Here is a 21553-nt window from a genome sequence, read left to right as displayed (position 1 = left end):
TCCGCTCAGGCCTCTTCGATCACCCGTGCATGTTTAAGCCCGAGAACGGCCGAGCCGATCAGTCCCGGTTCAATCCTGCAGATGGCAGGCACGACTAGCGGCCGGGCGAAGCGACGGAGAATTCGGGCTCTGACCGCTTCATCCAGTGTGGCAAGCAGTTCCCTGGAGTTTGACAGGCCGCCGCCGACCGGCACGATGGTTGCCCCGGTGACGTTGATCACCATCGCCAGCGGCGAAGCGAGAATATCGACAAGCATATCAATGGTTCTTGCGGCGTCCGGGTTGCCGCCCAGCCAGGCTGCGATGATCTCCTCGCTGGTCATGTCCTGCCGGTAGAGATGCATATGAAGCTTTTCCATGCCGCGGGCGCTGCCAATAGCATCGACACAACCCGTGAGGCCACAGCCGCATTCGAACCGAGGCAACTCGACCGGCGGGTTGCCGGCCCGCGTTGCAGCCACGGGTCCGTGGCCCCATTCGCCGGCGAAGCCACCCTCGCTGTTGATGAGCCGGCCGTCGATCACCAGACCTCCGCCGACACCGGTTCCGAGGATGACGCCAAAAACCACGCGATGGCCCCGCCCGGAACCGATCTCCGATTCGGCCATCACGAAACAGTCGGCGTCGTTGGAGACGATGACAGGAAGGCCCAGCGCCTGTTCCAGTTCGTCCTTCAGCGCGCAGCCATGAATACTTGGAATATTGGCGACAGTGGCCCTGCCGGTGTCGGCATCGATGACGCCGGCAATCGACAGCGACACGCAGGCGGGTGTGCCGCCACTATTGTCGATGACGGATTTCAGGCCAGCGGCAAAGTCTTCAAAGCTGGTCTTTGGAGTCGGGATGCGCGGCACGGGGCGAATATCGTCAGGAGCGTAAGCAATCGCGCCCTTGATGGTCGTTCCGCCTATATCGAAACAAACGATCATGATTCAGCCTCCGGAGCGTGCGGCATCGTGGATCTTATCTCCGCCGATCCATGTCGAATGCATCTGAAGGTCAGGTGTAAGCATGACAAAATCCGCATCGAAACCAGGCAGAAGTCTGCCTTTGCCAGAAGCGCCGATTGCCTCGGCAGGATAGGCTGAAGCCATTCTCAAGGCCTCTTCCAGCGGCGTGTCCAGCTTTTCGTGCATGAAGCGAATGCAGGAGAGCATATCGATATCCGCCCCCGCCAGCGTACCGTCTTCAAGCGTCAGCCGGCCGCCGTTGCGATAGACACGCCTGCCATTCAGTTCAAAACCATCATCGTCGGTGCCGATAGTCGACATGGCATCCGTGACGAGGAAGATGTGGGCCGGGCCATTCTTTGCGCGCAGCGCAATGCCCATCGCGGCCGGATCGACATGGAAACCGTCGGCGATCAATCCACAATCGAGCTTGCCGTTTGAAAGTGCCGCCCCCACGAGCCCCGGCTCGCGATGACCGAGCGGGCTCATGGCATTGAAAAGATGTGTGACCATCGAAGCACCTGCTTCGGCATAGGCAGTCGCCATGTCGAGTCCTGTGTCCGTGTGGCCGAGACTGACGACGATGCCGGCTTCTGCCAGCGCCTTGACCTGTTCCAAGGTTACATTCTCTGGAGCAACGGTCGTCATCACGAAGGGGAGTTTTGCCTTGCATCCGGTCAGCACCGCCAGATCAGGCGCTTCCATTTTGCGGATCAGTGCCGGATCATGTGTGCCCTTGCGGGCAACCGAAAGATGCGGGCCCTCAAAATGCAGGCCGAGAAAACCGGGCACCCTTTCTCTTTGGGCGTCAATGCCCGCTTCGGCGGCTCGCAATGTGATATCCGGCCGGTCGGTGATGAGCGTGACCATCAGCGCCGTGGTGCCGAATTTCGCATGGGCGGAGCAGATCCGGGCTATTCCTTTCGCATCCGGCTGGTTATTGAACATCACCCCACCGCCGCCGTTGACCTGAAGGTCAATGAAGCCAGGCGTGATCAGCAATCCTGACGCGTCGATGATCTCGGCTTCTGCCGGTGCGGACATGCGGCCACTGATGTCGCCGACACGGCCATCCACGGTCACGAGCACCCTGTCGTCGTGCCATGCGGCGCCATCGAAAATGCGGGCGCCGACAAATGCCTTGATGCCGCTCATTGAGTTTCCGTCACCTTCTTCAACGCCACCGGCGCATCCGGGTTGAAGCCGCGCAGGCGCGACAATTGTTCGATGAAGCCGTAAAACGGCGCGATCAACAACAATGCATCGGTCAGCGGATGGTTTGTTTCCACGAAGGGCAGGGACTTGGCGGGGCTGCCTTTTGAGGATGTAACGAAAACATTGGCGCCCTTGCGGGAGAGATTTGCGGCAATTTCCGTCACGGAGGTCTCGGCGCGGTCACGGGCGGCAAAGGCGATCACCGGAAATCTCGGCGCGACCAGCGAAACCGGGCCATGCATGACTTCCGCCGACGAATAGGCTTCCGCGTGCAGTTCGCAGGTTTCCTTGCATTTCAGCGCGGCTTCCGCGGCGATGGCGAGAGCAGGACCACGGCCAAGCATATAAAGCGATTCCTCACCCTTGACCGCCTCGCCGATGTGGCTCCAGTCAAGGGCGACGGCCCGGGCGAAATTCTGCGGCAGGGCGCTGATCGCCTTGGCAAGCAGGTTGTCTTCCGTCCATTCGGCAAGGATCGCGAGACCGGCAACGATGGAGTTGACGAAGGATTTGGTGGCAGCCACGGCTTTTTCCGGGCCAGCCTGTATATCGATCGCGTGATCGGCGGCATCGCCAAGCGCAGATGGCAGGGTGTTGACGAGCGAGAAAGTGAGCGCGCCGCCATCGCGCGCACTTTGCGCCAAGGCGACGATATCCGGGCTCTTGCCCGATTGCGAAACGGCAATGGCCGCCGCCCGTTCCAGCCGCAGCTTCGTCTGGTAGATCGAGGCGAGCGACGGGCCGAGCGAGGCGACCGGAAGCCCGGTCTGCAGCTCGATGGCATATTTCAGGAAATGGGCGGCGTGATCGGAAGATCCACGGGCGATGGTGACGATAACGGCCGGATCACGGGCCTTCAGCTTGGCGCCGGCTTCCTGGAAGTCCGAATTGGCATTGTCGAGCAGGCGGGCGACTGCATCGGGAATCTCATCGATTTCCTGGCGCATCAGGGTTGTCATTGTTTCTGTCCTTGATCACTGGTGGTCACTCGGGGCCCATCGTCAGTTCGGCGACGAGGTCATAGGCGTCGCTGCGGTACAGCGCACGGGATATTTCCATGAGGCGCCCGCTTTCCAGATAGGCCAGTCGCTGAACGGAAAGCGCTGCCGAGCCCGGCGGAACGCCAAGCAGCAGGGTTTCTTCATCGGTAAGGTTACGGGCAGAGATGCGCTGGATGGCGCGCACCGGGCGAATGCCACTTTTCTCAAGCTCAAGATAGAGCGAATTTTCGACCATTTGCGGGTCGGGCAGAATATCGCCTGGCAGGCTCGTGACTTCAAGCGCGATCGGCTGGTCATTGGCAAGGCGCAGACGGGTGAGCCGCGCCACCATGGCCGATTGTGAAAGGCCAAGCGCCATCATTTCGTCGCCGGTGGGGTGAAAGAGGCCTCTGTCCAGCCAGCGGGTGCTTGCCGTCATGCCACGCCGGCGCATGTCCTCCGTAAACGAAGTGAGCTTGGTCAGAGGCTGTTGCATGCGGGTGATCGGCTTGACGACAAAGGTACCGGAACCGTGCCGCCGGACGAGGAGGCCGTCGCGCACGAGGTCATCCACAGCCTTGCGCACCGTGACGCGGCTGACGCAGGCACTTTCCGCAATGTCGCGCTCTGGCGGCAAGGCATCGCCATGTTTCAGGCGGCCACCATTGATGGCGTCTTCAATCGTCTGGCGCAGCTTTAGGTAAAGCGGGCCGCCACCCGATTGCAGATCCTCCAGATTAAGCGCTGCCCCGTTCATCCATAACCTCTGTTACAATCCGATATGGCTGCTTCTGGCTATACCACACAAGTCGCGATCAGCAATACCAAAATAGAACCATTGGCGAACTTGTATTATTAATCGGAGCTTTTTTCGTTCTAATGCCTCAATTTAAGGCCTTATGATCGAAATTTCCGCATTAACCAAAAAAATTTTCTGAGCATTGTAATTGCTCTAGACGATTGGCATTTTTTTGGTATTGTTTTGGCATCGGTTGCCGGTGAATAGCTGTTGCGCGTCCTGCCGGCCTGGAAGAATCGGTTTCATATCCGCGACTTGCCAGAGTAAATCGAATTTTGCTTGACCGTTTTGAAAACTAATTTCATCATGGTTGGAAATTATCGCAGATAACTGAATAGCCAGCGGAGAATTGGCTGAATCTGCGAAAATTATTTACGAATGAGCAGGGAACAAAGTTCATGAAGGTGGGAATTATCGGACTCGGATTCCGTCTCGGTTATCTGGGCTACGTTTTTCATGAGATCGACAAGGATTTCGAGATCGTCGGTTATGTCGATCCGGCGCCGGCGGGCTTGCCGGGTCTCAAGGAAAAGGGGATCTCGGCCGGCAAGGCTTACGACAGCCCCGAGGCCTTGATCGCCAATGAAAAATTCGATCTCCTGATGATCGGTTCGCCGAACCACATGCATCTCGACCATATCCGCATTGGTCTTGAGGCGGGTTGCACCATCTTCTCCGAAAAGCCGATCGTCGTCAGCATCGAGGAAAGCCTCGAACTTGCCCGGCTCCTCAACAAGCATGGTCACGAGCGGTTGCTGGTGGGTCTCGTTCTGCGATATTCGCCGCTTTACCGCGATCTGCGCGCCGCACAGGCTGAAGGTAAGCTTGGCGATGTCGTTTCCATCGAGGCTTCCGAGCATATTCCGCCCTATCACGGCGCATTCTTCATGCGCGACTGGCGGCGTTATGAGCACTATTCCGGCTCCTTCATGCTCGAAAAATGCTGCCACGATCTCGATCTCTACAATGGTGTTGTCGGCGCGCGACCCCGTTTCGTATCGAGCTTTGGCGGGCGCAAAAGCTTCACGCCGGCCAATGCGCCGCAGAATGATGGCATCAACGACATGGAGGTTTACCATCGCAAGCCGAGCGGCTGGATGGGATCCGACAAGGTTTTCGACAGCGACGGCGACATCATCGATTACCAGACGGCGATCGTCGAATATGAAAACGGCGCTTCGCTTGCCTTCCATACCAATCTCAACGTTCCCGATGATTTCCGCCGTTTCTGCGTCATCGGCGCCAAGGGCATGGCGGAGGGCGATTTCGTGCGCGGTTTTCTCAACGTGCATAATGCCCGCACCAATGAAAAGACCCTGGCCAAGACCTATTCGGCGGCAACCACGCTCTCGCAGCATTATGGTGCGGACGAGCAGATGGCGGAGGATGTCATCGCCCATGTCGTCGAGGGCGCGCCGCTTCCGGTTTCCGCGCTCGACGCAATCGAGGCCGGTATTCTGGCGCTTGCGATGGATGAAGCGCGTCATGGCCGCAAGGTGGTCGATCTGAAGCCGGTTTGGGAGGCATATGATCTGGCCCTGCATGGGCAGCCGAAATCCCCCGCCGTGAAAACGGCTTGAGGGGCGGCGCGATGGAAGCGAAACGCAGCGCTGTCGTCTTTGCCTGGCTCCTTCTTCTGCCGGCGCTTTTATACATCACGGTTATCGTTGCTTATCCGCTTGTCGATACCTTCATCCTGTCCTTTACCGATGCGTCGCTCAGGAAAACGACAAATTGGGTCGGCTTCATCAATTACGAGAAGATCTTCAACGCTACTTTTGCCGATGTCATCACGCGGACCTTTATCTGGACGTTCTTTTCCGTCTCGATAAAGATGATCATCGGTACCTTTGGTGCAGTGCTGCTGAACTCCGCCGTTCCCGGCCGGGCGCTGTTTCGCATCCTGACAATGCCGCCATGGATCGTGCCGATGGCTATCGGCATCTTCATGTGGGGCTGGATGTATAACGGCCAGTTCGGCATGATTTCCGGCGTGCTGCAGAACCTCGGCCTGGTGGATGGTCCGGTCGCATTCCTCGCCTATGGCAGAACGGCATTCTGGGCAACGATCGTCACTGACGTCTGGATCGGCGTGCCGATGGTGACGCTCTATCTGCTGGCGGCTATCCAGGCCATTCCGCAGGATCTCTACGAGGCCGCATGGACAGACGGGGCAAGCCGCCTCTACCGCTTCCGCCGCATCACGCTGCCGCTGATGCTGCCCGCGATGATTACCATGTCGATGATCTCGTTGATTTCGACCTTTAATTCCTTCGATATCATCTGGATCCTGACGCAGGGCGGACCGACCGGCCAGACCACGACCATGATCATCGACACGTACAAGACGGCGATCGGCTCTTACAAATATGGTGAAGGTGCCGCGCGCGCCGTGCTGATCTGCATCTTCCTGTCGATCTTCACCTATTTCTACTTCCGCATTACCAGCCGCATCTCGCAGGAGGCCAGCCGATGACCGACAAGAATGCGATGATCAACCGCTACAGGTGGTATGAAATTGTCGGGATTTATTGCGGTATCGCCGTGTTCCTGACCTTCGTGCTGGCGCCCTTCGTCGAAGGATTCCTGGTTTCGCTGAAACCGCTCAGCCTGCTGTTTTCCTCGCCTTACAAGTTCTGGCCGACAAACGGTTCCTTCGAGGCCTACCGCACCATGTGGGTCAGCGTTCCGGGCTTTGCCCGCTACGTTTTCAACTCGTTCTTCATTTCGACGATCTCCACGATCATCGTTCTGCTTCTGGTGGTGCCGGCGTCATATGCCTTCGCCCGGTTCCAGTTTCGCGGCCGCGGGCAATTGCTCGGTGCATTTCTGGCGATCAACATGTTCTCCGGCGCCGTGCTCCTGATCCCGCTTTACCGGCTGATGCGCAATATGGGTGTGCTGAACACCTATCTGGCGATGATCATTCCCGGAGCCGCTTTCCTGATCCCGACCGCGATCTGGCTTTTGCGCACCTATATGCTGCGTATCCCGCGGGAACTGGAAGAGGCGGCCTATGTGGATGGCGCAAGCTACTTCTACACCTTCCGTCGGGTGATCCTGCCGCTTGCGATGCCGGGTATCGCCGTGGTCTCCATCACAACCTTCATCGGCGCTTATGCGCAGCAGTTCATCTTCGCGCTCACCTTCAATTCCAAGACCGAATATATGCCGCTGCCCATCGGCCTCTTCGCCTACTTCGGTCGTCAGGAAGTCATCTGGAATGAGTTGATGGCGGCCAGCTTCGTCGGCATTGCGCCGGCCATGGTCGTGATCTTCTTCATGCAACGATATCTCGTCAGCGGGCTGACCGCCGGCGCGGTGAAATAAACAACAACCGGAACGACCATCAAAACGGGAGACTACCTATGGCACTGAAACATTACGGATTGGCGCTCTGCGCTTTCGCATTTGCCGGTTCCACTGCCCTTACCACGGTGACGGCGCACGCGGCCGACAAGGAGATCAGCTGGATCTATTGCGGCGACAAGATGGACCCGATCCACGAAAAATACATCAAGGAATGGGAAGGCAAGAACGAGGGCTGGAAGGTTGTGCCCGAGGTCGTCGGCTGGGCGCAGTGCCAGGACAAGGCGACAACGCTTGCCGCCGCCGGCACGCCCGTCGCCATGGCTTATGTCGGTTCGCGCACGCTGAAGCAGTTCGCGCAGAACGATCTGATCGTTCCGGTGCCGATGACCGAAGACGAAAAGAAGAGCTATTACCCCAACATCGTCGACACGGTGACGTTCGAGGACACGCAGTGGGGCGTTCCCGTCGCATTCTCGACCAAGGCGCTCTACTGGAACAAGGACCTGTTCAAGCAGGCGGGTCTCGATCCCGAAGTGCCGCCGAAGACATGGGCTGAAGAAATAGCCTTCGCCAAGCAGATCAAGGAAAAGACGGGTATTGCCGGTTACGGCCTCCCCGCCAAGACCTTCGACAATACCATGCACCAGTTCATGCATTGGGTTTATACCAACAACGGCAAGGTGATCGACGGCGACAAGGTCACGGTCGACAGCCCGCAGGTTGTCGCGGCGCTGAAGGCCTACAAGGACATCACGCCCTATTCCGTGGAAGGCCCAACGGCCTATGAGCAGAATGAAATCCGCGCCATCTTCCTCGATGGTAAGGTCGGCATGATCCAGGCCGGCTCGGGCGCCGCAACACGCCTGCAGGAAACCAAGATCAACTGGGGTATCGCGACCCTGCCGCTCGGCCCGGAAGCCAAGGGTCCCGGCACGCTGCTCATCACCGACAGCCTGGCGATCTTCAAGGGAACCGGGGTTGAAGAAAAGGCGACCGAATTTGCGAAGTTCATCACGTCGCCCGGCCCCCAGGGCGAATATGAGCTGCAGGGCGGCGCGGGCCTCACCCCGCTGCGTCCGTCTGCCAAGGTAGACGAATTCGTTGCGAAGGATCCGTTCTGGAAGCCGCTGATCGACGGTATCGCCTATGGTGGGCCGGAGCCGCTCTTCACGGACTACAAGGGTTTCCAGGACGTGATGATCGAGATGGTTCAGTCTGTCGTTACCGGCAAGGCAACGCCGGAAGATGCGGCAAAGAAGGCTTCTGGCGCTCTCGAGCAATATAAATAATCCGATTGCAACGGTTGCGGGCGTAATGCCCGCAACCGGTCCGTTTCGCCGTGAGATTGGTCGCCGCCCCCTGTGGCTGCTCTTTCTCGTGTTTTTCAACGGTTCCGGTCTGACGCGGTTTCCGCATCATTGTCCGGAACGTCTCTGAATGCGGCCAGATTTCGGCCGCTGACGGGAGAGGCAAGTCTTGGGTCAGCTTTATCTCAACAACGTCCGCAAGAACTATGGACATTTCGAAGTCATCAAGGGCGTTCAGCTCGACATCAGGGATGGCGAGTTCGTCGTTTTTGTCGGCCCCTCGGGATGCGGCAAATCCACTTTGCTGCGCATGATCGCCGGCCTTGAGGATATTTCCGGCGGCGACGTCGTCATCAACGGCGCGAAGGTCAATGAACTGCCGCCGGTCAAGCGTGGTATCGCCATGGTCTTCCAGTCCTATGCGCTCTATCCGCATATGACTGTTTTCGAAAACATCGCTTTTCCTTTGCGCGTCGAAAAGATGGAAGAGGGCAAGATCAAGGACAAGGTGGAGGGCGTTGCGAAGATTCTTCAGCTCGACCAGCGCCTGCAGCAGCGCCCCGGCATGTTGTCCGGCGGCCAGCGCCAGCGCGTTGCCATCGGTCGCGCCATCGTTCGTGAACCGAAGATATTCCTGTTCGACGAACCGCTTTCCAATCTTGATGCCGCCCTTCGCGCCGATATGCGCATCGAGCTCACCAATCTTCACAAGACGCTCAAGGCAACGATGATCTATGTCACACACGATCAGGTGGAGGCCATGACCATGGCGGACCGCATCGTTGTGCTGAATGCCGGCGAAATCGCCCAAGTGGGCGCGCCGCTCGAACTTTATCATAAGCCGGCGAACCTGTTCGTCGCGGGGTTCATCGGTAATCCGAAAATGAACTTCCTGAAGGTCACCTGCAAATCCGTCGGTCCCGAGGGTGTAACGGTGGCTTATGAGGGCCAGACGATCACCGTGCCGGTGGAGCCTCGCGCTGCTTTGGAAGGCGCGCAGCTAACGCTTGGCATTCGCCCCGAACATACCGGCCTCGAGCCGGCGGACCTCAACATCAAGGTGGCTCCCAGTGTCATCGAGCGGCTCGGTGTGAACACGATTGCCTATGGCGTCGCGCCGACAGGTGAAAATTATTGCGCGCTGCTTTCCGGCTCCGCACCCGTGGTGGTGGACGAGCCCATCGTCACCGGCGTCAAGGCATCGGATTGTCACCTGTTCGACGAAAGCGGCATTGCTCTCGAGCGGCGCGTCGATCTTTCTGTCCTCAAGCTGATACAATAACGGCTGGGAGTCGGGCCATGCACTCTGTCCTAACGCGCCCGGCTTTTCCTGATGCGATCGGTGTCCGGCGATTTTTGCCCGTCACCGGGCGAAAAAATAACGCCGGGCTTTTGGCCCGGCGTTCACTGAACTCCAGCATCTCCGTTGGATCACGGCATGGGGTTGGGCATGTAGCCGGTAAAGCCGCTGATCTTCCAGCTTCCTTGATGCAGCCGGCAGTAATAAAGCGTCTGCCACTTCATGACGTCGAAACCGCCATCGGCCCTGCGAATTCCGCCGTCGAATTTCTTGCGAACCAGCGCGGTTTCGCCTTCCACTTCGATTTCCTCAAGCGTGGTGGTGGTGAAGATCGCATGGCGTGGGTCTTCAGCAAATTGCTGGTTTTGGAAATCCTTCGCCTGCCGCACCCATTCGTCGCGATAGGCGGCAAGAGAGGGGAAAGACAGGCGCCAGTTGTCAGGATTTGCATCCCGACTGGCATTGATGCCGAGGAAGCCGTCTTCAACGAAATCATCCGCTACCCTGGACCAGTCGGCTGCAAGGAAAGCGTCGATGTCCCGCGTTACCAGCATCTCCCAGATGGAATGGCGGGCGCTGTCGGTTTCGGCGAAGGGGTTTTGGAAGGGATCGCGCATGATTCTGGTCCGTTGTTGAAATTATTTTCAGGAATTGGAAATTTCTCTGGTGATTATTGTTGGCATATGCTCATCTTCCAATCAACAGAGAAAACTGTTTTCATGTTGAGGATGTCAGGCGTGCCTTCGGGAGGACGGAACAACGGCGGCTCCCGGCTTTATTCGGTTGACGGGCGGCCTGGATTAGGGTGCATCGGAAACGGGGCCAAGCCTTAAGTTTTGGCGGAACGGAGACCGGTGAGCATGGATATTTTCGCAAGAATTCAGGAAGACAGGGGACAATTCTCGCAATCGGAGCGGCGGATTGCCGATATTCTGGTTTCGGATTTCGAATTCGCCGTCAATGCGTCGATCATTGAACTTGCCGCCCGCGCCGAAGTGTCTCCGCCGACGGTGACGCGGTTCTGCCGCCGGCTGGGCTGCCAGAGCTTTTCGGATTTCAAGGTCAGTCTCGCCAAGACGGCCTATGTCGGTATCCGGTACCTCACCTCCGAACCGTCCAGCACCGGCCCCTCGGACGTCGCGGAAGAGGTGCTTGCCAAGGCTCAGGAAGCACTTTTCCTGTTGCACAGGACGCTCGATCCTGCCCTTGCCGATGAAGCGGCGATCAAGATCGCCAATAGCGGCATGATCTATGCCTTCGGCGCGGGCGGCAATTCCTCAATGATCGCTTCGGAAATCCAGAACCGGCTTTTTCGCCTGGGTTTGCGTGTCTCCACCAGTGCCGATCACAGCATGCAGCTGATGATGACCGCCGCGGCCCGAAAGGAGGACGTGATTATTGGCTCCTCCTTTTCCGGCCGCAACATGGAGCTGGTGAAGTGTTTCAGGCTGGCTCGCGAGATGGGGGTTACCACCATCGCGCTTACCCAGAGCGACACGCCGCTTGCCGCGGCCGCGGATATGGTGGTGGGTGTCAACGTGCCCGAGGGTAACAATATCTTCCGCCCGACTTCATCGCGCTACGCCTATCTGGCCGCCGTTGACGTTCTGGCGACGCTTGCTGCTTATCACCACCGGCAAAGATCGATGGTGACGTTGCGTCACATCAAGCAGCAGCTCGTGGAGCATCGCGATTCGGATGACAAGCAATTGCTCGGCGACTGAAGGTGGGATGATGAAAACGTGGGCTGCTCGGCCCGAGACCCCGCAACAGGGATCGTGAAACTTCAAGGGAGTTGCAGGAGATGAAGGACAGGAAAGACCAGCTCGCCATCGTGACCGGCGCGGCAGGTGATATCGGGCGGGCGATTGCCGCGGCGCTTTCTGAAAGCCATGCGAAGGTGGTGCTGGTTGATATCGATGCTGAAGCCCTTTCCAGTGCGCTTTCTCTGCTTTCCGGATCCGGGTTCGTTGCAAAAACCTGCGATGTCACCGATCCTGCAGATCTTTCGAGGCTGGCGGCTGACGTCGCGGAGCTGGGCGATGTGGCGACACTCGTCAACAATGCCGGTGCCGCGAGGGCTGTCAGTCTGAAAGACACGACCGCCGAAATATGGCGGCAGGACAATGCCCTTAATCTCGAAGCACCGTTTCTCTGCTTTCGCGCTTTTGAAGACGCGCTGAAGCGGACACAGGGTTCCGTTGTCAATATTACGTCGGTCAACGGCATGTCGGTTTTTGGCCATCCAGCCTATAGTGCGGCGAAGGCCGGATTGATCCACCTGACGAAACTCATCGCCGTCGAATACGGGAAATTCGGTATCCGTTCCAACGCTGTCGCGCCGGGCACCGTGCGCACCCAGGCGTGGGAGGTGCGGGCCGCTGCCAATCCCCAGGTCTTCGAGGAGGCGAAGCGCTGGTATCCGCTGCAGCGCATCGTGAAACCCGAAGACGTGGCGAATGCGGTCGCCTTTCTGGCGGGACCGCAGGCGGCGGCCATCAGCGGCGTGTGCCTGCCGGTCGATTGCGGTCTCACGGCGGGGCAGGCGCCGCTGGCCCGCACTTTTTCGCAATCCGAACACTACTGACCGAGCCCTCTCATAGGGTCAAATGCGCAATAAAGGGGAGCATCATGGCGCTCGCAAACTATCGTCTCGAAAATTCATGGCATCCACTGGCGGAATCGGCATCCGGAGGCTTCACCTTCACGCTGATCAATCTTTCCCGAGAGCCGCTGAGGGATTTCCGTATCGTTTACACGTCGCTGACGCGGACGGTAGACAAGCCGGTTTGCGGCAATGCGGTTTATCTGCGCCGTAACGCCAATTTCCATGAATTCGCGCCGCCTGCCGGTTTCGTGCTGGAACCCGGCAAATCCTGGCGTTTCACCGTCGATGGGTTGCTGAGGCCCGCCCGGCATCGCACGGATGGTGCAAAATCCGCCTATATCAGCCTTGCCGACGGCACGCATCGCGCCGTTGATGTCGGGGACCTGATGTTGGACGGGCGTCACAGCGAGCCGGCGCCGGTGCTGCTTCCAGAAGGCAAGCTTGTTCTGCCTTTTGCCATCCAGCCCTGGCCCGCCGAAATCGATGCCGAGCCCGGCGACGGCTTTCCCGTCGCGCTCTTCCCGTCGGAAGATGCCAAGGCCGATGAAGTCCTTGCGGTGGAAACCGTGCTTTCGCTGTTCCGCAGGCTATTTGCCGTCGGGCACGTGCCCTTCAGCCTCGCCCCTGTGCATGAGGGAAAGGCCCTGCACTTCAAACAGCATAGCGGACTGGAGGCGGAAGGTTATCGCCTTTCCTTTTCCTCTGACTTTGTTGTCGTGGAATACTCGGCCGCTGCCGGGCTGCAGTATGGCCTGACGGTTCTGGCGCAATTGCTGCATGGCGCGCGTCTCGATCCAAGGTTCCGTTTTCCCGCGTCCGGCACAATCAGCGATGCGCCGCGTTATAGCTGGCGGGGCTGCCACCTGGATGTCTCGCGGCAATTTTATCCGACACAGGATGTCGTGCGGCTCATCGATATTCTTGCATGGCTGCGCATGAACCGCTTCCACTGGCATCTGACGGATGATGAGGCGTGGCGTCTTGAAATCAAGGCTTATCCGTTATTGACCACGGTCGGCGCCACACGCGGCCCGGATGCGCCGCTCCTGCCGCAGCTCGGCAACGGCGCGGAACCGGTCTCCGGTTATTATACCCAGGACGATGTGCGCATGGTCGTTGCCCATGCGGCGGCGCTGAATGTCGAAATCGTGCCGGAAGTCGATATTCCCGGCCATAGTACGGCTGCCCTCGTCGCCTATCCGGAACTGACGGACGGGCAGGAAGCCCCTGACAGCTACCGCTCCGTGCAGGGATATCCTAATAACGCGCTCAATCCGGCCATCGAACTCACTTACGAATTCCTCGGCAAGGTTTTCGACGAGATGGTGGAGCTGTTCCCGTCTCGGCTGATCCACATCGGCGGCGATGAGGTTGCGGACGGATCCTGGCTCGCCTCGCCACTCGCCAAGGCGCTGATGGAAAAGGAGGGACTGGATGGTACTTTCGGTATCCAGTCCCACTTCATGAAACGCATTCAGGCCATGTTGCACGAGCGCGGCCGTCAGCTGGCCGGCTGGGACGAGGTTTCGCACGGCGGCGGCGTCGACCCCGCGGGAACATTGCTGATGGCGTGGCAGAAGCCGGAGGTCGGCCTTGAACTCGCAAGGCAGGGTTACGATGTGGTGATGACCCCGGGGCAGGCCTATTATCTCGACATGGTTCAGGACGAAGCCTGGCAGGAGCCGGGTGCCAGCTGGGCCGGCACCGTTCCGCCTTCCCACACCTACTCTTATGAGGCGATCGGTGATTTTCCAGAGGAGTTGAAGGAGAGGATGAAGGGCGTTCAGGCCTGCATCTGGTCAGAACATTTCCTCAACCGCGCCTATTTCAACCATCTGGTCTTCCCGCGGCTACCGGCCATTGCCGAGGCGGCCTGGACACCGAAGGCGCAGAAGGACTGGTTGCGTTTTGCGGCCATCGTTCCCTTTAGTCCGGTGTATTGAGGGGAAGGTGACATGCGTATTGCCGTTGGTGGAATCCATACCGAGTGCAGCACCTACTCGCCGGTGTTGATGGGGCAGGAGGATTTTCGCGTCTTTCGCGGCGCGGAGTTGCTGGAGGCCGAATATTTCAACTTTCTCGGCGAAGGCGGAGCGGAGGTGCTGCCGCTTCTGCACGCCCGGGCGGTGCCGGGCGGTCCGGTGTCGCGCCCGGCCTACGAAGCTTTCAAGCGGGAATTCCTCGAGCGCCTGAAAGCCTCATTGCCCTTGGACGGACTTTATCTCGCCATGCATGGCGCGATGAATGTTGAAGGCATGGACGATGCGGAGGGCGACTGGATTTCAAGCGCCCGCACCGTGGTCGGACCGGATGTCGTCATCTCCGCGAGCTACGACCTGCACGGTAATGTCAGCCAGACGATCATCGATCAACTCGACATATTTGCCGGCTATCGAACTGCGCCGCATATCGATGTGCGGGAGACGATGGTGCGCGCCTGGACGATGTTGATCAGGGCCCTGGAGACAGGGACAAGACCCGGTATCGCCTGGGCGAAAATCCCCGTTCTGCTGCCCGGCGAGAAGACTTCCACGGAAGACGAGCCGGCCAGGAGCCTTTATGCTTTCCTTCCTGATCATGACGCCCGCCCTGGCATCTGGGATGCGAATTTCATGATCGGCTACGTCTGGGCGGATGAACCGAGAGCGACCGCTTGCGCCGTGGTGACGGGAACGGATAAAGCGGCCGCACAGGCAATTGCGGCCGAGATCGCGCAATCCTACTGGGACGCCCGGCAGGATTTTCATTTCGGTCCCGTGACGGAGCCGCTCGCGAAAATTCTGGATATTGCGGAAACGACGACCACCCGGCCGATCATTCTGGCGGACTCGGGCGATAACCCCACTGGCGGCGGGGTGGGCGATCGCGCCGATGTTCTGGCGGCGCTCCTTGCGCGTGACTGGCAGGGTGCATTGGTGGGCGGCATTACCGACAGGCCTGCGGTCGAAGCCTGTTTTGCGGCGGGCGAAGGCGCGATCCTTTCCCTGAAGATCGGCGGAAGTCTTGATCCGAAGAGCCCGTCCGTCACCGTTGAAGCCGAGGTTGTGACACTGGACGATCCCGGTGCGGCGGATCAGCGACAGGCTGTGATCGTCATCGGCGGAATCACGGTCATTCTGGCCGCCCGTCGCCGGCCCTATCACATGATTTCGGATTTTACCCGTCTTGGCTTCGATCCGAAGGACGTGCGGCTTCTGGTGGTGAAATCCGGTTACCTGTCGCCGGAGCTTGCGCCGATCGCCAATCCCAACCTCATGGCGTTGACGGAGGGTGTAATCAATCAGGATATTGAAAATCTTCCCAATCGCCGTCGGGAGGGCGATTTTTATCCCTGGAAGCCGCACTTCGATTATATCCCGAATCCTGCCCTTTCGGTCCGCTGGCGATGACAGCGGTCCGGTAGCTTCAATCCAGCGATCCGGCTTTGCCGGATCATCTCAGGCGAACATCCATGCCGTCGGCTCTTTCCATCGTCATCAACAATCCGTCGATCCGCATCGGGGCGCTCGCCATCCTATTCTTCGGATTTTCGAATGCGGCGACCGCGCCCTATCAGGCGGTGATCGGCATTCGCGAAATCGGGCTCAGCAACACCGTCTATTCGCTGCTGATGCTGTTTGCCGCCGTCATCAATGTCAGCGCCAGCGTGCTGATGGGCATCGTCGCTGACAGGCTGGGTGAATATCGCAAGCCAATGCTCTATATTGCGCTGTTCGGTGTCAGCGGCTACCTGCTGGTGTATCTCGCCGGTAATGCCACTGCCTTTGTGGCCTCCAAACTCGTGCTTTTGCCAATTTTCGGCGCGATGAATTCGCTGATCTTTGCGCATGTGCGTGCCGACGCCCGCAATCTTTCGACGGGCGAGATGATCGCGGTGAATTCCATCATGCGGGCGACGATCTCGCTTTCCTGGGTGCTGGTGCCGGGGCTTGTGGGGGTATTTCTGGTGAATTCCGGAAACATGCTGACCGCGTTCTTGTTCTCGGGCATATGCGCGCTCGTCTGTTTTCTGCTGGTGGCCTTCTGCCTGCCGCGCGCCGCCACGCCCGCCTCGGCCAATACCGAAGCGCGTTTTGGTCTGCGCGCCTCGCTTGGTGAAATCGGATCGCGTCGGGTGCTACTTCGGATCGTCGCCATCGCATTGATCTGCTCGATGCTGCATTTGAACGATTCCGTGCGCTCCCTCATCATTACCGGGCAGGCCAAGGGTACGGTGGCCGATATCGGCATCGTCGCCGGTATCGTCGCCGCGCTGGAAATCGTTTTCATCCTGCTGTGGGGCTGGATAGAAAAGAAGGTGCCCCAGACGCTGACGCTTGCCGCGGGCGCACTGCTTTACGCTGTTTACCTGATCCTGCAGGGGCTCGCATCGGCGCCGTGGCATATCTATGCCCAGACCGTCATCAGCGCACTGGGGGCGGCCGCGATCATCAGCATACCCATCACCTACCTGCAGGAACTGATCGCGGACCGGCCGGGCCTCGGCAGTTCGCTGATCGCCGTCAATATTTTTCTTGGAGCGGGTTTGGGCGCCCTGATTTTTGCCCTTGGCACGCTCGTCTCCAATTATTCGGGAACGTCGATCCTCGGGGCGATCGTCGGGATTGGCGGGGTTTATATGCTCTACGCCCTTGATGGGATCGGTCGCCGCAGGTAACCGCCATCGAATGAAAGAGGCTATGATGATTCTCGAGATTTGCGTGGACGATGTGGCCGGCCTGGAAGCCGCAGTGAGAGGCGGGGCAGACCGTATCGAACTTTGCGCGGCACTGTCCGGCGGCGGGGTCACCCCGTCTGTCGGCTTTATGCACCGCGCTGCGGCTTATGGGTTGCCCGTCAGCGTGATGATCAGGCCACGTGCCGGCGATTTCGTTTTCACGCGTGATGAAGCGGATGTGATGAAACGCGATATAGATGCGGCGCGCGCCGCGGGCCTTTCCGGCGTGGTGCTCGGTGCATCGCGCGAGGACGGCTCCCTCGATCTCCCGCTGCTCGAAGAGCTGCGTCGTCATGCCAACGGTCTGGATGTAACGCTTCACCGGGCTTTCGATGTCGTTCCCGCCATGGATGAAGCCCTCGAGGCCGCCGTTGCGCTGGGCTTTTCCAGAATTCTCACTTCCGGCGGCGCACGTTCAGCGCTGGAAGGGGTGGACACTCTGGCGCGCTTGTCGGAGGTCGCTGCCGGGCGGATCACCATCATGCCGGGTGCCGGCGTGCGTCCGCAAAGCGTGCAGACGCTGCTTGACCGGCTTCTAATCACCGAAATCCACGCATCCTGTTCCGCCGTTCCTCACTATGATCCGGAAAGCCGCGTGGCGAAGCTCGGTTTCACCGGGGCGGGGCGCAAAGTCACGGATGAGGCAGCGGTGCGTGAACTAAAGGCGATCCTTACCGCTCATCATAAAGCCGATGCAGCGTCCTAGCCGTCCCGGCGGCGCCATCGAGATTGAGGTGGACCGTACCGGGTGGCGGCAGGACGAGTGCCGCCTTGATCGCTTCGGCCATGGAGGCTGGCGAAATATCTTTCTCTTCCAGCACATGGGCAAGCCCAAGCCCGGCCAGCCGCACCGCACGGGCGCTCTGTTCGGTTTCACCGCCGGCCGCGAAAGGGATGAGGAGCGAACGGCATTTTGCCTGAAGAATATCGCAGACGGTGTTGTAGCCGGCCTGTGATACCGAAAGGCGCGCGCCGGCGAGCAAGCTCGCGAAATCCTTGCGGAAGCGGAAAACGGAGATATTTTCCGGTGCCGCAGCCAATATCGCATCGAAATCCGCCTGTGGCATATTGGGACCGGTGACGAGACACCAGCTCTTGATACCGTCCAGCAGCGGCGCGGCCTCAAGGGCGGCCCGGACAAGGGCCGCACCGACAGCGCCGCCGCCGGCGGAGACCACAATATCGAATTTCTCGACCGGTTCCGGCGGTGGAAGCGGGGCCACCAGGCCGGTATAGACAATACGCTGACGTATCTCGCTGGCGAGGGGAAAGGTATCTTCCAGCCGGGCGAAATCCGGGTCGCCGTGCACGAGCACGGCGTCGAAATGTTTCTTTACCAGCGAGACGGTTTCTTCATCCCGGCCCGGCTTGGTTTTTTCCTGCAATATATCTCGCAATGACGCCATGACGAGCGGGCGCGGTTCGCTATCCTCGATCTCATCGAGAAGCGGAAGCAGTTCGAACCGCACCTGCCTGCGGCCGAAGGGAAAAGCCTCAATGATGACGATATCGGGTTTGGCGCCATGATAGGCACCGATCAGCATATCGGTCCTGAGCCTCTTGAAGTCGTCATCCACCGGTTTGCCGGCACTGTCGACCAGGCCGGCAAAACTGCCATCGCTGACGGCAATCGGCGGCAATTCGACATGACGGATGCCTTCACCCGGAAAACCCGGGACAGGCGTTCCGCCCGTCACCAGAACCACGTTGAAGCCATCCACCTGAAGGGCATTGGCGATGCGGCTGGCGCGGGCTATATGGCCGATGCCAAGAAGATGCTGGACATAAAAGAAAACACAGGGCCGCTTTTCCATCTCGATCATGGTGTCTTTTCCCATTCGGTCTCGAAGAGCGTCTTCAGTTCGGCAATGCTGGTGCGATGATCGAAGGCGGTGCGCACGCGGTTTTCGGCGGCGTTGCCAAGTCGCTGGCGCAATTGCGGATCGGTAATAGCCAAGCGCAGGGCTTCTGCGAAGGCCGCTGGATTTTCCGGCTCTGTGAGCAGGCCGTTTTCACCACTGACGAAGAACTCTGGAATGCCCGATATGTTGGTGGAGATGCAGGTCATCGCCTGGCTCGCAGCCTCGACCAGCACGTTGGGAAGACCGTCGCGGTCGCCATCGCTGGTGATGCGGCAGGCAAGGGCAAAGAGGTCCGCTTGCCGGTAATTCTCCAGCACCTGCTTCTGGTCCATGGCTCCCGTCCAGACGACCCTGTCGGAGACGCCAAGTTCGTCCGCGAGTTTTTTCAGCGCAGCCAATTCGTCCCCGCCGCCGATATGGGTAAAGCGCCAATGGATATTGCGTGGCAGCGAGGCGAGCGCGCGCAACAGAATATCGATTCCCTTTTTCTTGACCGCACGGCCGACACTCAAAATCCTGACCGGATCCTCGGCATCTGAACCGTCTCTCGCCGGCCGCGGCGTGTCGAAATGCGGGAAACGCGTGAGATCGAGGCCATGATAACTCAGATGCACGTTCTGCCTCACCCCGGAAAGGGTCTGCAGATGCCGAAAGCCGCCGGCAGTGCAGGTCACGGCCCAGCGGGCGCTTTGCAGCTTGGCGGCAAGGTCACGGTCGCTGGAGGTCCAGATGTCCTTGGCGTGGGCCGAAATCGTCCAGGGCGTGCCCGTGATGAGATGGGTATAGGCCGCGACTGAGGCGGGCGTATGAATGAAATGCACATGCAGCCACCCGGCATCCTCCGGCCATTCATTGGCCAGCACGGCCGCCTGACCGAAACGGCGAAAGCGGTTGCGGCTGAGATCATGGGGCAGGTCGCTGAGAAACTGGCGAAGCGCCTTGGTGAAGCCCGGCCTTTTGCGACATCCCCACAGGGCTTTCAGCACACGCAGAGGTTCCTCATGCAGATACTCCGGCAGGTAGGTGACGGGCGCGCGGATCTCATCATGAACGGGATGGCGTTTCTTGTCCGTCGGCCGGCGCATGGACATGAGTTCGAGCTTCAGCCCGGCCTTTTCAAGCCCCAGCAATTCCTGGGCGATAAAAGTCTCGGACAGGCGCGGATAGCCCTTGAGGAGCACCACGATTTTTTTTGCATCAGTCACGTTGCGCGCGTCTCTTCTGAACGTTGGTTGCCGAGGCCGGGTTACGCGCTGAGCGTGATCGGCGTCTTGTCGCCCTCGGGCGGCAGCCATTCGGCAATCCTGCGTGATATGTTTTCCAACCCGTCGAGCTTCAGCCCGCACGAATTGACGGATGGCGGCGCGCGGTGCGGCAGGGCTTTGAGGGCGGCCGCCATCTTGGCGGGGTTCTCGGCATCTTCCGGCAGGAGCATGTCGAAAAGACCCAGCTCCGATGCGCGGCTGGCGCGGATAAGCTGCTCCTCCCGCGGCACCGTGCGGGGCACGACGAGTGCGGGTTTGTCGAAGGACAATATTTCGCAGACGGTGTTATAGCCGCCCATGGAGACCACGGCCTGCGCACCAGCGACGAGATCTTCCATGCGATTGTCGAATTCGATGATTTCGATGTGCGGTATATCGGCCACGCTGCTCATGAAGCGCTGGCGCTGGTCCGCCGGCATATAAGGGCCGAGCACGACCAGCGCCTTGTGCGTCAGCTCCGGGTCATGTCGGTAGGCGTTGATGACGTCATCGATCAATTCACTGCCGTCGCCACCGCCGCCTGTGGTGATGAGAAGATAATCGCCTTCCGGCCGATGCGCCGCGGTCTCCGCCTGTGTCTTCGATCTCTGAAGAAAGCCCACGAAATCCATCTTGTCGCGCACCGCCTGCGGAACGTCGAGCCCTGTCAGCGGATCGTGGAAATCCGGCGGGCCATAGACCCAGACATGGTCATAGAACTGGCCGATCTTGGTCATGACGTTGTTGCGCTTCCACTCCGCCTCGAGCAGCTGCGGCGCATCCATGACATCACGCAGGCCGATGACGAGCTTGGTGCCCTGTCCCTTGAGATAAGCGAGTGTTTCCTCCACCTCGCCGCGAAGGCCCATGGGCTCCTTGTCGACGATGAAGATGTCAGGCTGAAAGCTTTCGGCGGTATGGTAGATGATGGACCGGCGCATCTTCAGCGTTTCCTGAAGATCGATATGCCTGTCCATCGAGGTGTATTCGCCGTTGCGCAGCTTGATGACGCTCGGAATTTTCACGAAATCGACGCGGGCGCGATAATCGAAGGCACCGGCAATGGTAGCCCCTGAAATGATGAGGACGTTGAGACCGCGATAATCCTCCACCAGGGCATGCGCAATGGTGCGACACCGCCGCAGATGGCCGAGACCGAAGGAATCGTGGCTGTACATGAGAATGCGCGCGTCGTTCAAACGGGAGCTCATGGGCCACACCTCTTTTTGCCTTTCACGATGAAGGCGGCTTCGGAAGGG

At 59.3% G+C, this 21553-nt stretch carries 19 protein-coding genes; 11 read left to right on the top strand and 8 right to left on the bottom strand.

The features are described from left to right. Nucleotides 1-5: 5 nt before the first annotated feature. From DOU54_RS08440 to DOU54_RS08425, 4 genes are read right to left on the bottom strand one after another with little or no spacing between them, the layout of a single operon-like run. The gene (locus DOU54_RS08440; RefSeq protein ID WP_113382056.1) at nucleotides 6-929 is read right to left on the bottom strand and encodes an ROK family protein; all 924 of its coding nucleotides are present in this window, start codon (nucleotides 927-929) and stop codon (nucleotides 6-8) included. Between the two features lie 3 nt (nucleotides 930-932). Further along, on the bottom strand, nucleotides 933-2105 hold the full coding sequence (gene nagA / locus DOU54_RS08435) for an N-acetylglucosamine-6-phosphate deacetylase (protein ID WP_113382057.1): 1173 nt from the start codon (nucleotides 2103-2105) through the stop codon (nucleotides 933-935). Then, nucleotides 2102-3124 carry an SIS domain-containing protein gene (locus DOU54_RS08430; RefSeq protein WP_004443735.1) on the bottom strand — a complete coding sequence of 341 codons (1023 nt, stop codon included), beginning with the start codon at nucleotides 3122-3124 and terminating at the stop codon, nucleotides 2102-2104. The genes nagA and DOU54_RS08430 overlap by 4 nt, the downstream gene beginning before the upstream one ends. 25 nt (nucleotides 3125-3149) lie before the next feature. Continuing rightward, nucleotides 3150-3902, bottom strand: coding sequence for a GntR family transcriptional regulator (locus DOU54_RS08425; RefSeq protein WP_113382058.1), 753 nt, complete (start codon nucleotides 3900-3902; stop codon nucleotides 3150-3152). Nucleotides 3903-4342: 440 nt separating this feature from the next. Between DOU54_RS08425 and DOU54_RS08415 the strand changes: the two genes are divergently transcribed. The 5 genes from DOU54_RS08415 to DOU54_RS08395 all read left to right on the top strand — a co-directional run bounded on the left by DOU54_RS08415 (nucleotide 4343) and on the right by DOU54_RS08395 (nucleotide 9845). Further along, nucleotides 4343-5524 carry a Gfo/Idh/MocA family protein gene (locus DOU54_RS08415; protein ID WP_004443731.1) on the top strand — a complete coding sequence of 394 codons (1182 nt, stop codon included), beginning with the start codon at nucleotides 4343-4345 and terminating at the stop codon, nucleotides 5522-5524. Nucleotides 5525-5535: 11 nt separating this feature from the next. Beyond that, nucleotides 5536-6420, top strand: coding sequence for a carbohydrate ABC transporter permease (locus tag DOU54_RS08410; protein ID WP_004443728.1), 885 nt, complete (start codon nucleotides 5536-5538; stop codon nucleotides 6418-6420). Beyond that, on the top strand, nucleotides 6417-7274 hold the full coding sequence (locus tag DOU54_RS08405) for a carbohydrate ABC transporter permease (protein WP_004443724.1): 858 nt from the start codon (nucleotides 6417-6419) through the stop codon (nucleotides 7272-7274). Before DOU54_RS08410 ends, DOU54_RS08405 begins: the two co-directional genes overlap by 4 nt. A 38-nt stretch (nucleotides 7275-7312) precedes the next feature. Next, nucleotides 7313-8545 (top strand): ABC transporter substrate-binding protein, encoded by a 1233-nt coding sequence (locus DOU54_RS08400; protein WP_004443722.1) that lies wholly within the window; start codon nucleotides 7313-7315, stop codon nucleotides 8543-8545. 187 nt (nucleotides 8546-8732) lie between these two features. Beyond that, nucleotides 8733-9845 (top strand): ABC transporter ATP-binding protein, encoded by a 1113-nt coding sequence (locus DOU54_RS08395; RefSeq protein WP_113382059.1) that lies wholly within the window; start codon nucleotides 8733-8735, stop codon nucleotides 9843-9845. A 149-nt stretch (nucleotides 9846-9994) separates the two neighbouring features. On the opposite strand, the gene DOU54_RS08390 is transcribed toward DOU54_RS08395, so the two are convergent. Further along, on the bottom strand, nucleotides 9995-10480 hold the full coding sequence (locus DOU54_RS08390) for a hypothetical protein (protein WP_113382060.1): 486 nt from the start codon (nucleotides 10478-10480) through the stop codon (nucleotides 9995-9997). Nucleotides 10481-10723: 243 nt separating this feature from the next. On the opposite strand from DOU54_RS08390, the gene DOU54_RS08385 reads away from it, so the two are divergent. The 6 genes from DOU54_RS08385 (at nucleotide 10724) to DOU54_RS08360 (ending at nucleotide 17894) form a co-directional block, all read left to right on the top strand. Next, entirely contained in the window at nucleotides 10724-11587 is an 864-nt protein-coding gene (locus DOU54_RS08385; protein WP_004443719.1) for a MurR/RpiR family transcriptional regulator, read from the top strand. A gap of 80 nt (nucleotides 11588-11667) precedes the next feature. Further along, nucleotides 11668-12450, top strand: coding sequence for an SDR family oxidoreductase (locus DOU54_RS08380; RefSeq protein WP_113382061.1), 783 nt, complete (start codon nucleotides 11668-11670; stop codon nucleotides 12448-12450). A 44-nt stretch (nucleotides 12451-12494) separates the two neighbouring features. Continuing rightward, nucleotides 12495-14414, top strand: a complete 1920-nt coding sequence (locus DOU54_RS08375) for a beta-N-acetylhexosaminidase (RefSeq protein WP_107340333.1) — start codon at nucleotides 12495-12497, stop codon at nucleotides 14412-14414. Nucleotides 14415-14426: 12 nt separating this feature from the next. Continuing rightward, nucleotides 14427-15860 carry a M81 family metallopeptidase gene (locus tag DOU54_RS08370; protein ID WP_113382062.1) on the top strand — a complete coding sequence of 478 codons (1434 nt, stop codon included), beginning with the start codon at nucleotides 14427-14429 and terminating at the stop codon, nucleotides 15858-15860. A 62-nt stretch (nucleotides 15861-15922) separates the two neighbouring features. Next, nucleotides 15923-17128, top strand: coding sequence for an MFS transporter (locus DOU54_RS08365; RefSeq protein ID WP_004443711.1), 1206 nt, complete (start codon nucleotides 15923-15925; stop codon nucleotides 17126-17128). A gap of 25 nt (nucleotides 17129-17153) precedes the next feature. Beyond that, complete coding sequence (locus DOU54_RS08360; protein WP_004443708.1) at nucleotides 17154-17894, top strand: copper homeostasis protein CutC; 741 nt, start codon at nucleotides 17154-17156, stop codon at nucleotides 17892-17894. On the opposite strand, the gene DOU54_RS08355 is transcribed toward DOU54_RS08360, so the two are convergent. The 3 genes from DOU54_RS08355 to DOU54_RS08345 are packed head-to-tail and all read right to left on the bottom strand — an operon-like array spanning nucleotide 17860 to nucleotide 21505. Next, the gene (locus DOU54_RS08355) at nucleotides 17860-19011 is read right to left on the bottom strand and encodes a glycosyltransferase family protein (protein WP_113382063.1); all 1152 of its coding nucleotides are present in this window, start codon (nucleotides 19009-19011) and stop codon (nucleotides 17860-17862) included. The genes DOU54_RS08360 and DOU54_RS08355 overlap by 35 nt on opposite strands. Continuing rightward, on the bottom strand, nucleotides 19008-20255 hold the full coding sequence (locus tag DOU54_RS08350; RefSeq protein WP_162749681.1) for a glycosyltransferase family 4 protein: 1248 nt from the start codon (nucleotides 20253-20255) through the stop codon (nucleotides 19008-19010). Before DOU54_RS08350 ends, DOU54_RS08355 begins: the two co-directional genes overlap by 4 nt. Before the next feature lie 41 nt (nucleotides 20256-20296). Beyond that, complete coding sequence (locus DOU54_RS08345) at nucleotides 20297-21505, bottom strand: glycosyltransferase family protein (protein ID WP_113382064.1); 1209 nt, start codon at nucleotides 21503-21505, stop codon at nucleotides 20297-20299. Nucleotides 21506-21553 lie beyond the last annotated feature (48 nt).

This window comes from Agrobacterium sp. MS2, assembly GCF_003261015.1.
GTDB lineage: Bacteria > Pseudomonadota > Alphaproteobacteria > Rhizobiales > Rhizobiaceae > Agrobacterium > Agrobacterium pusense.
Note: the sequence above shows the minus strand (reverse complement) of the source record. Positions and strands in the feature narration are given on the sequence as shown.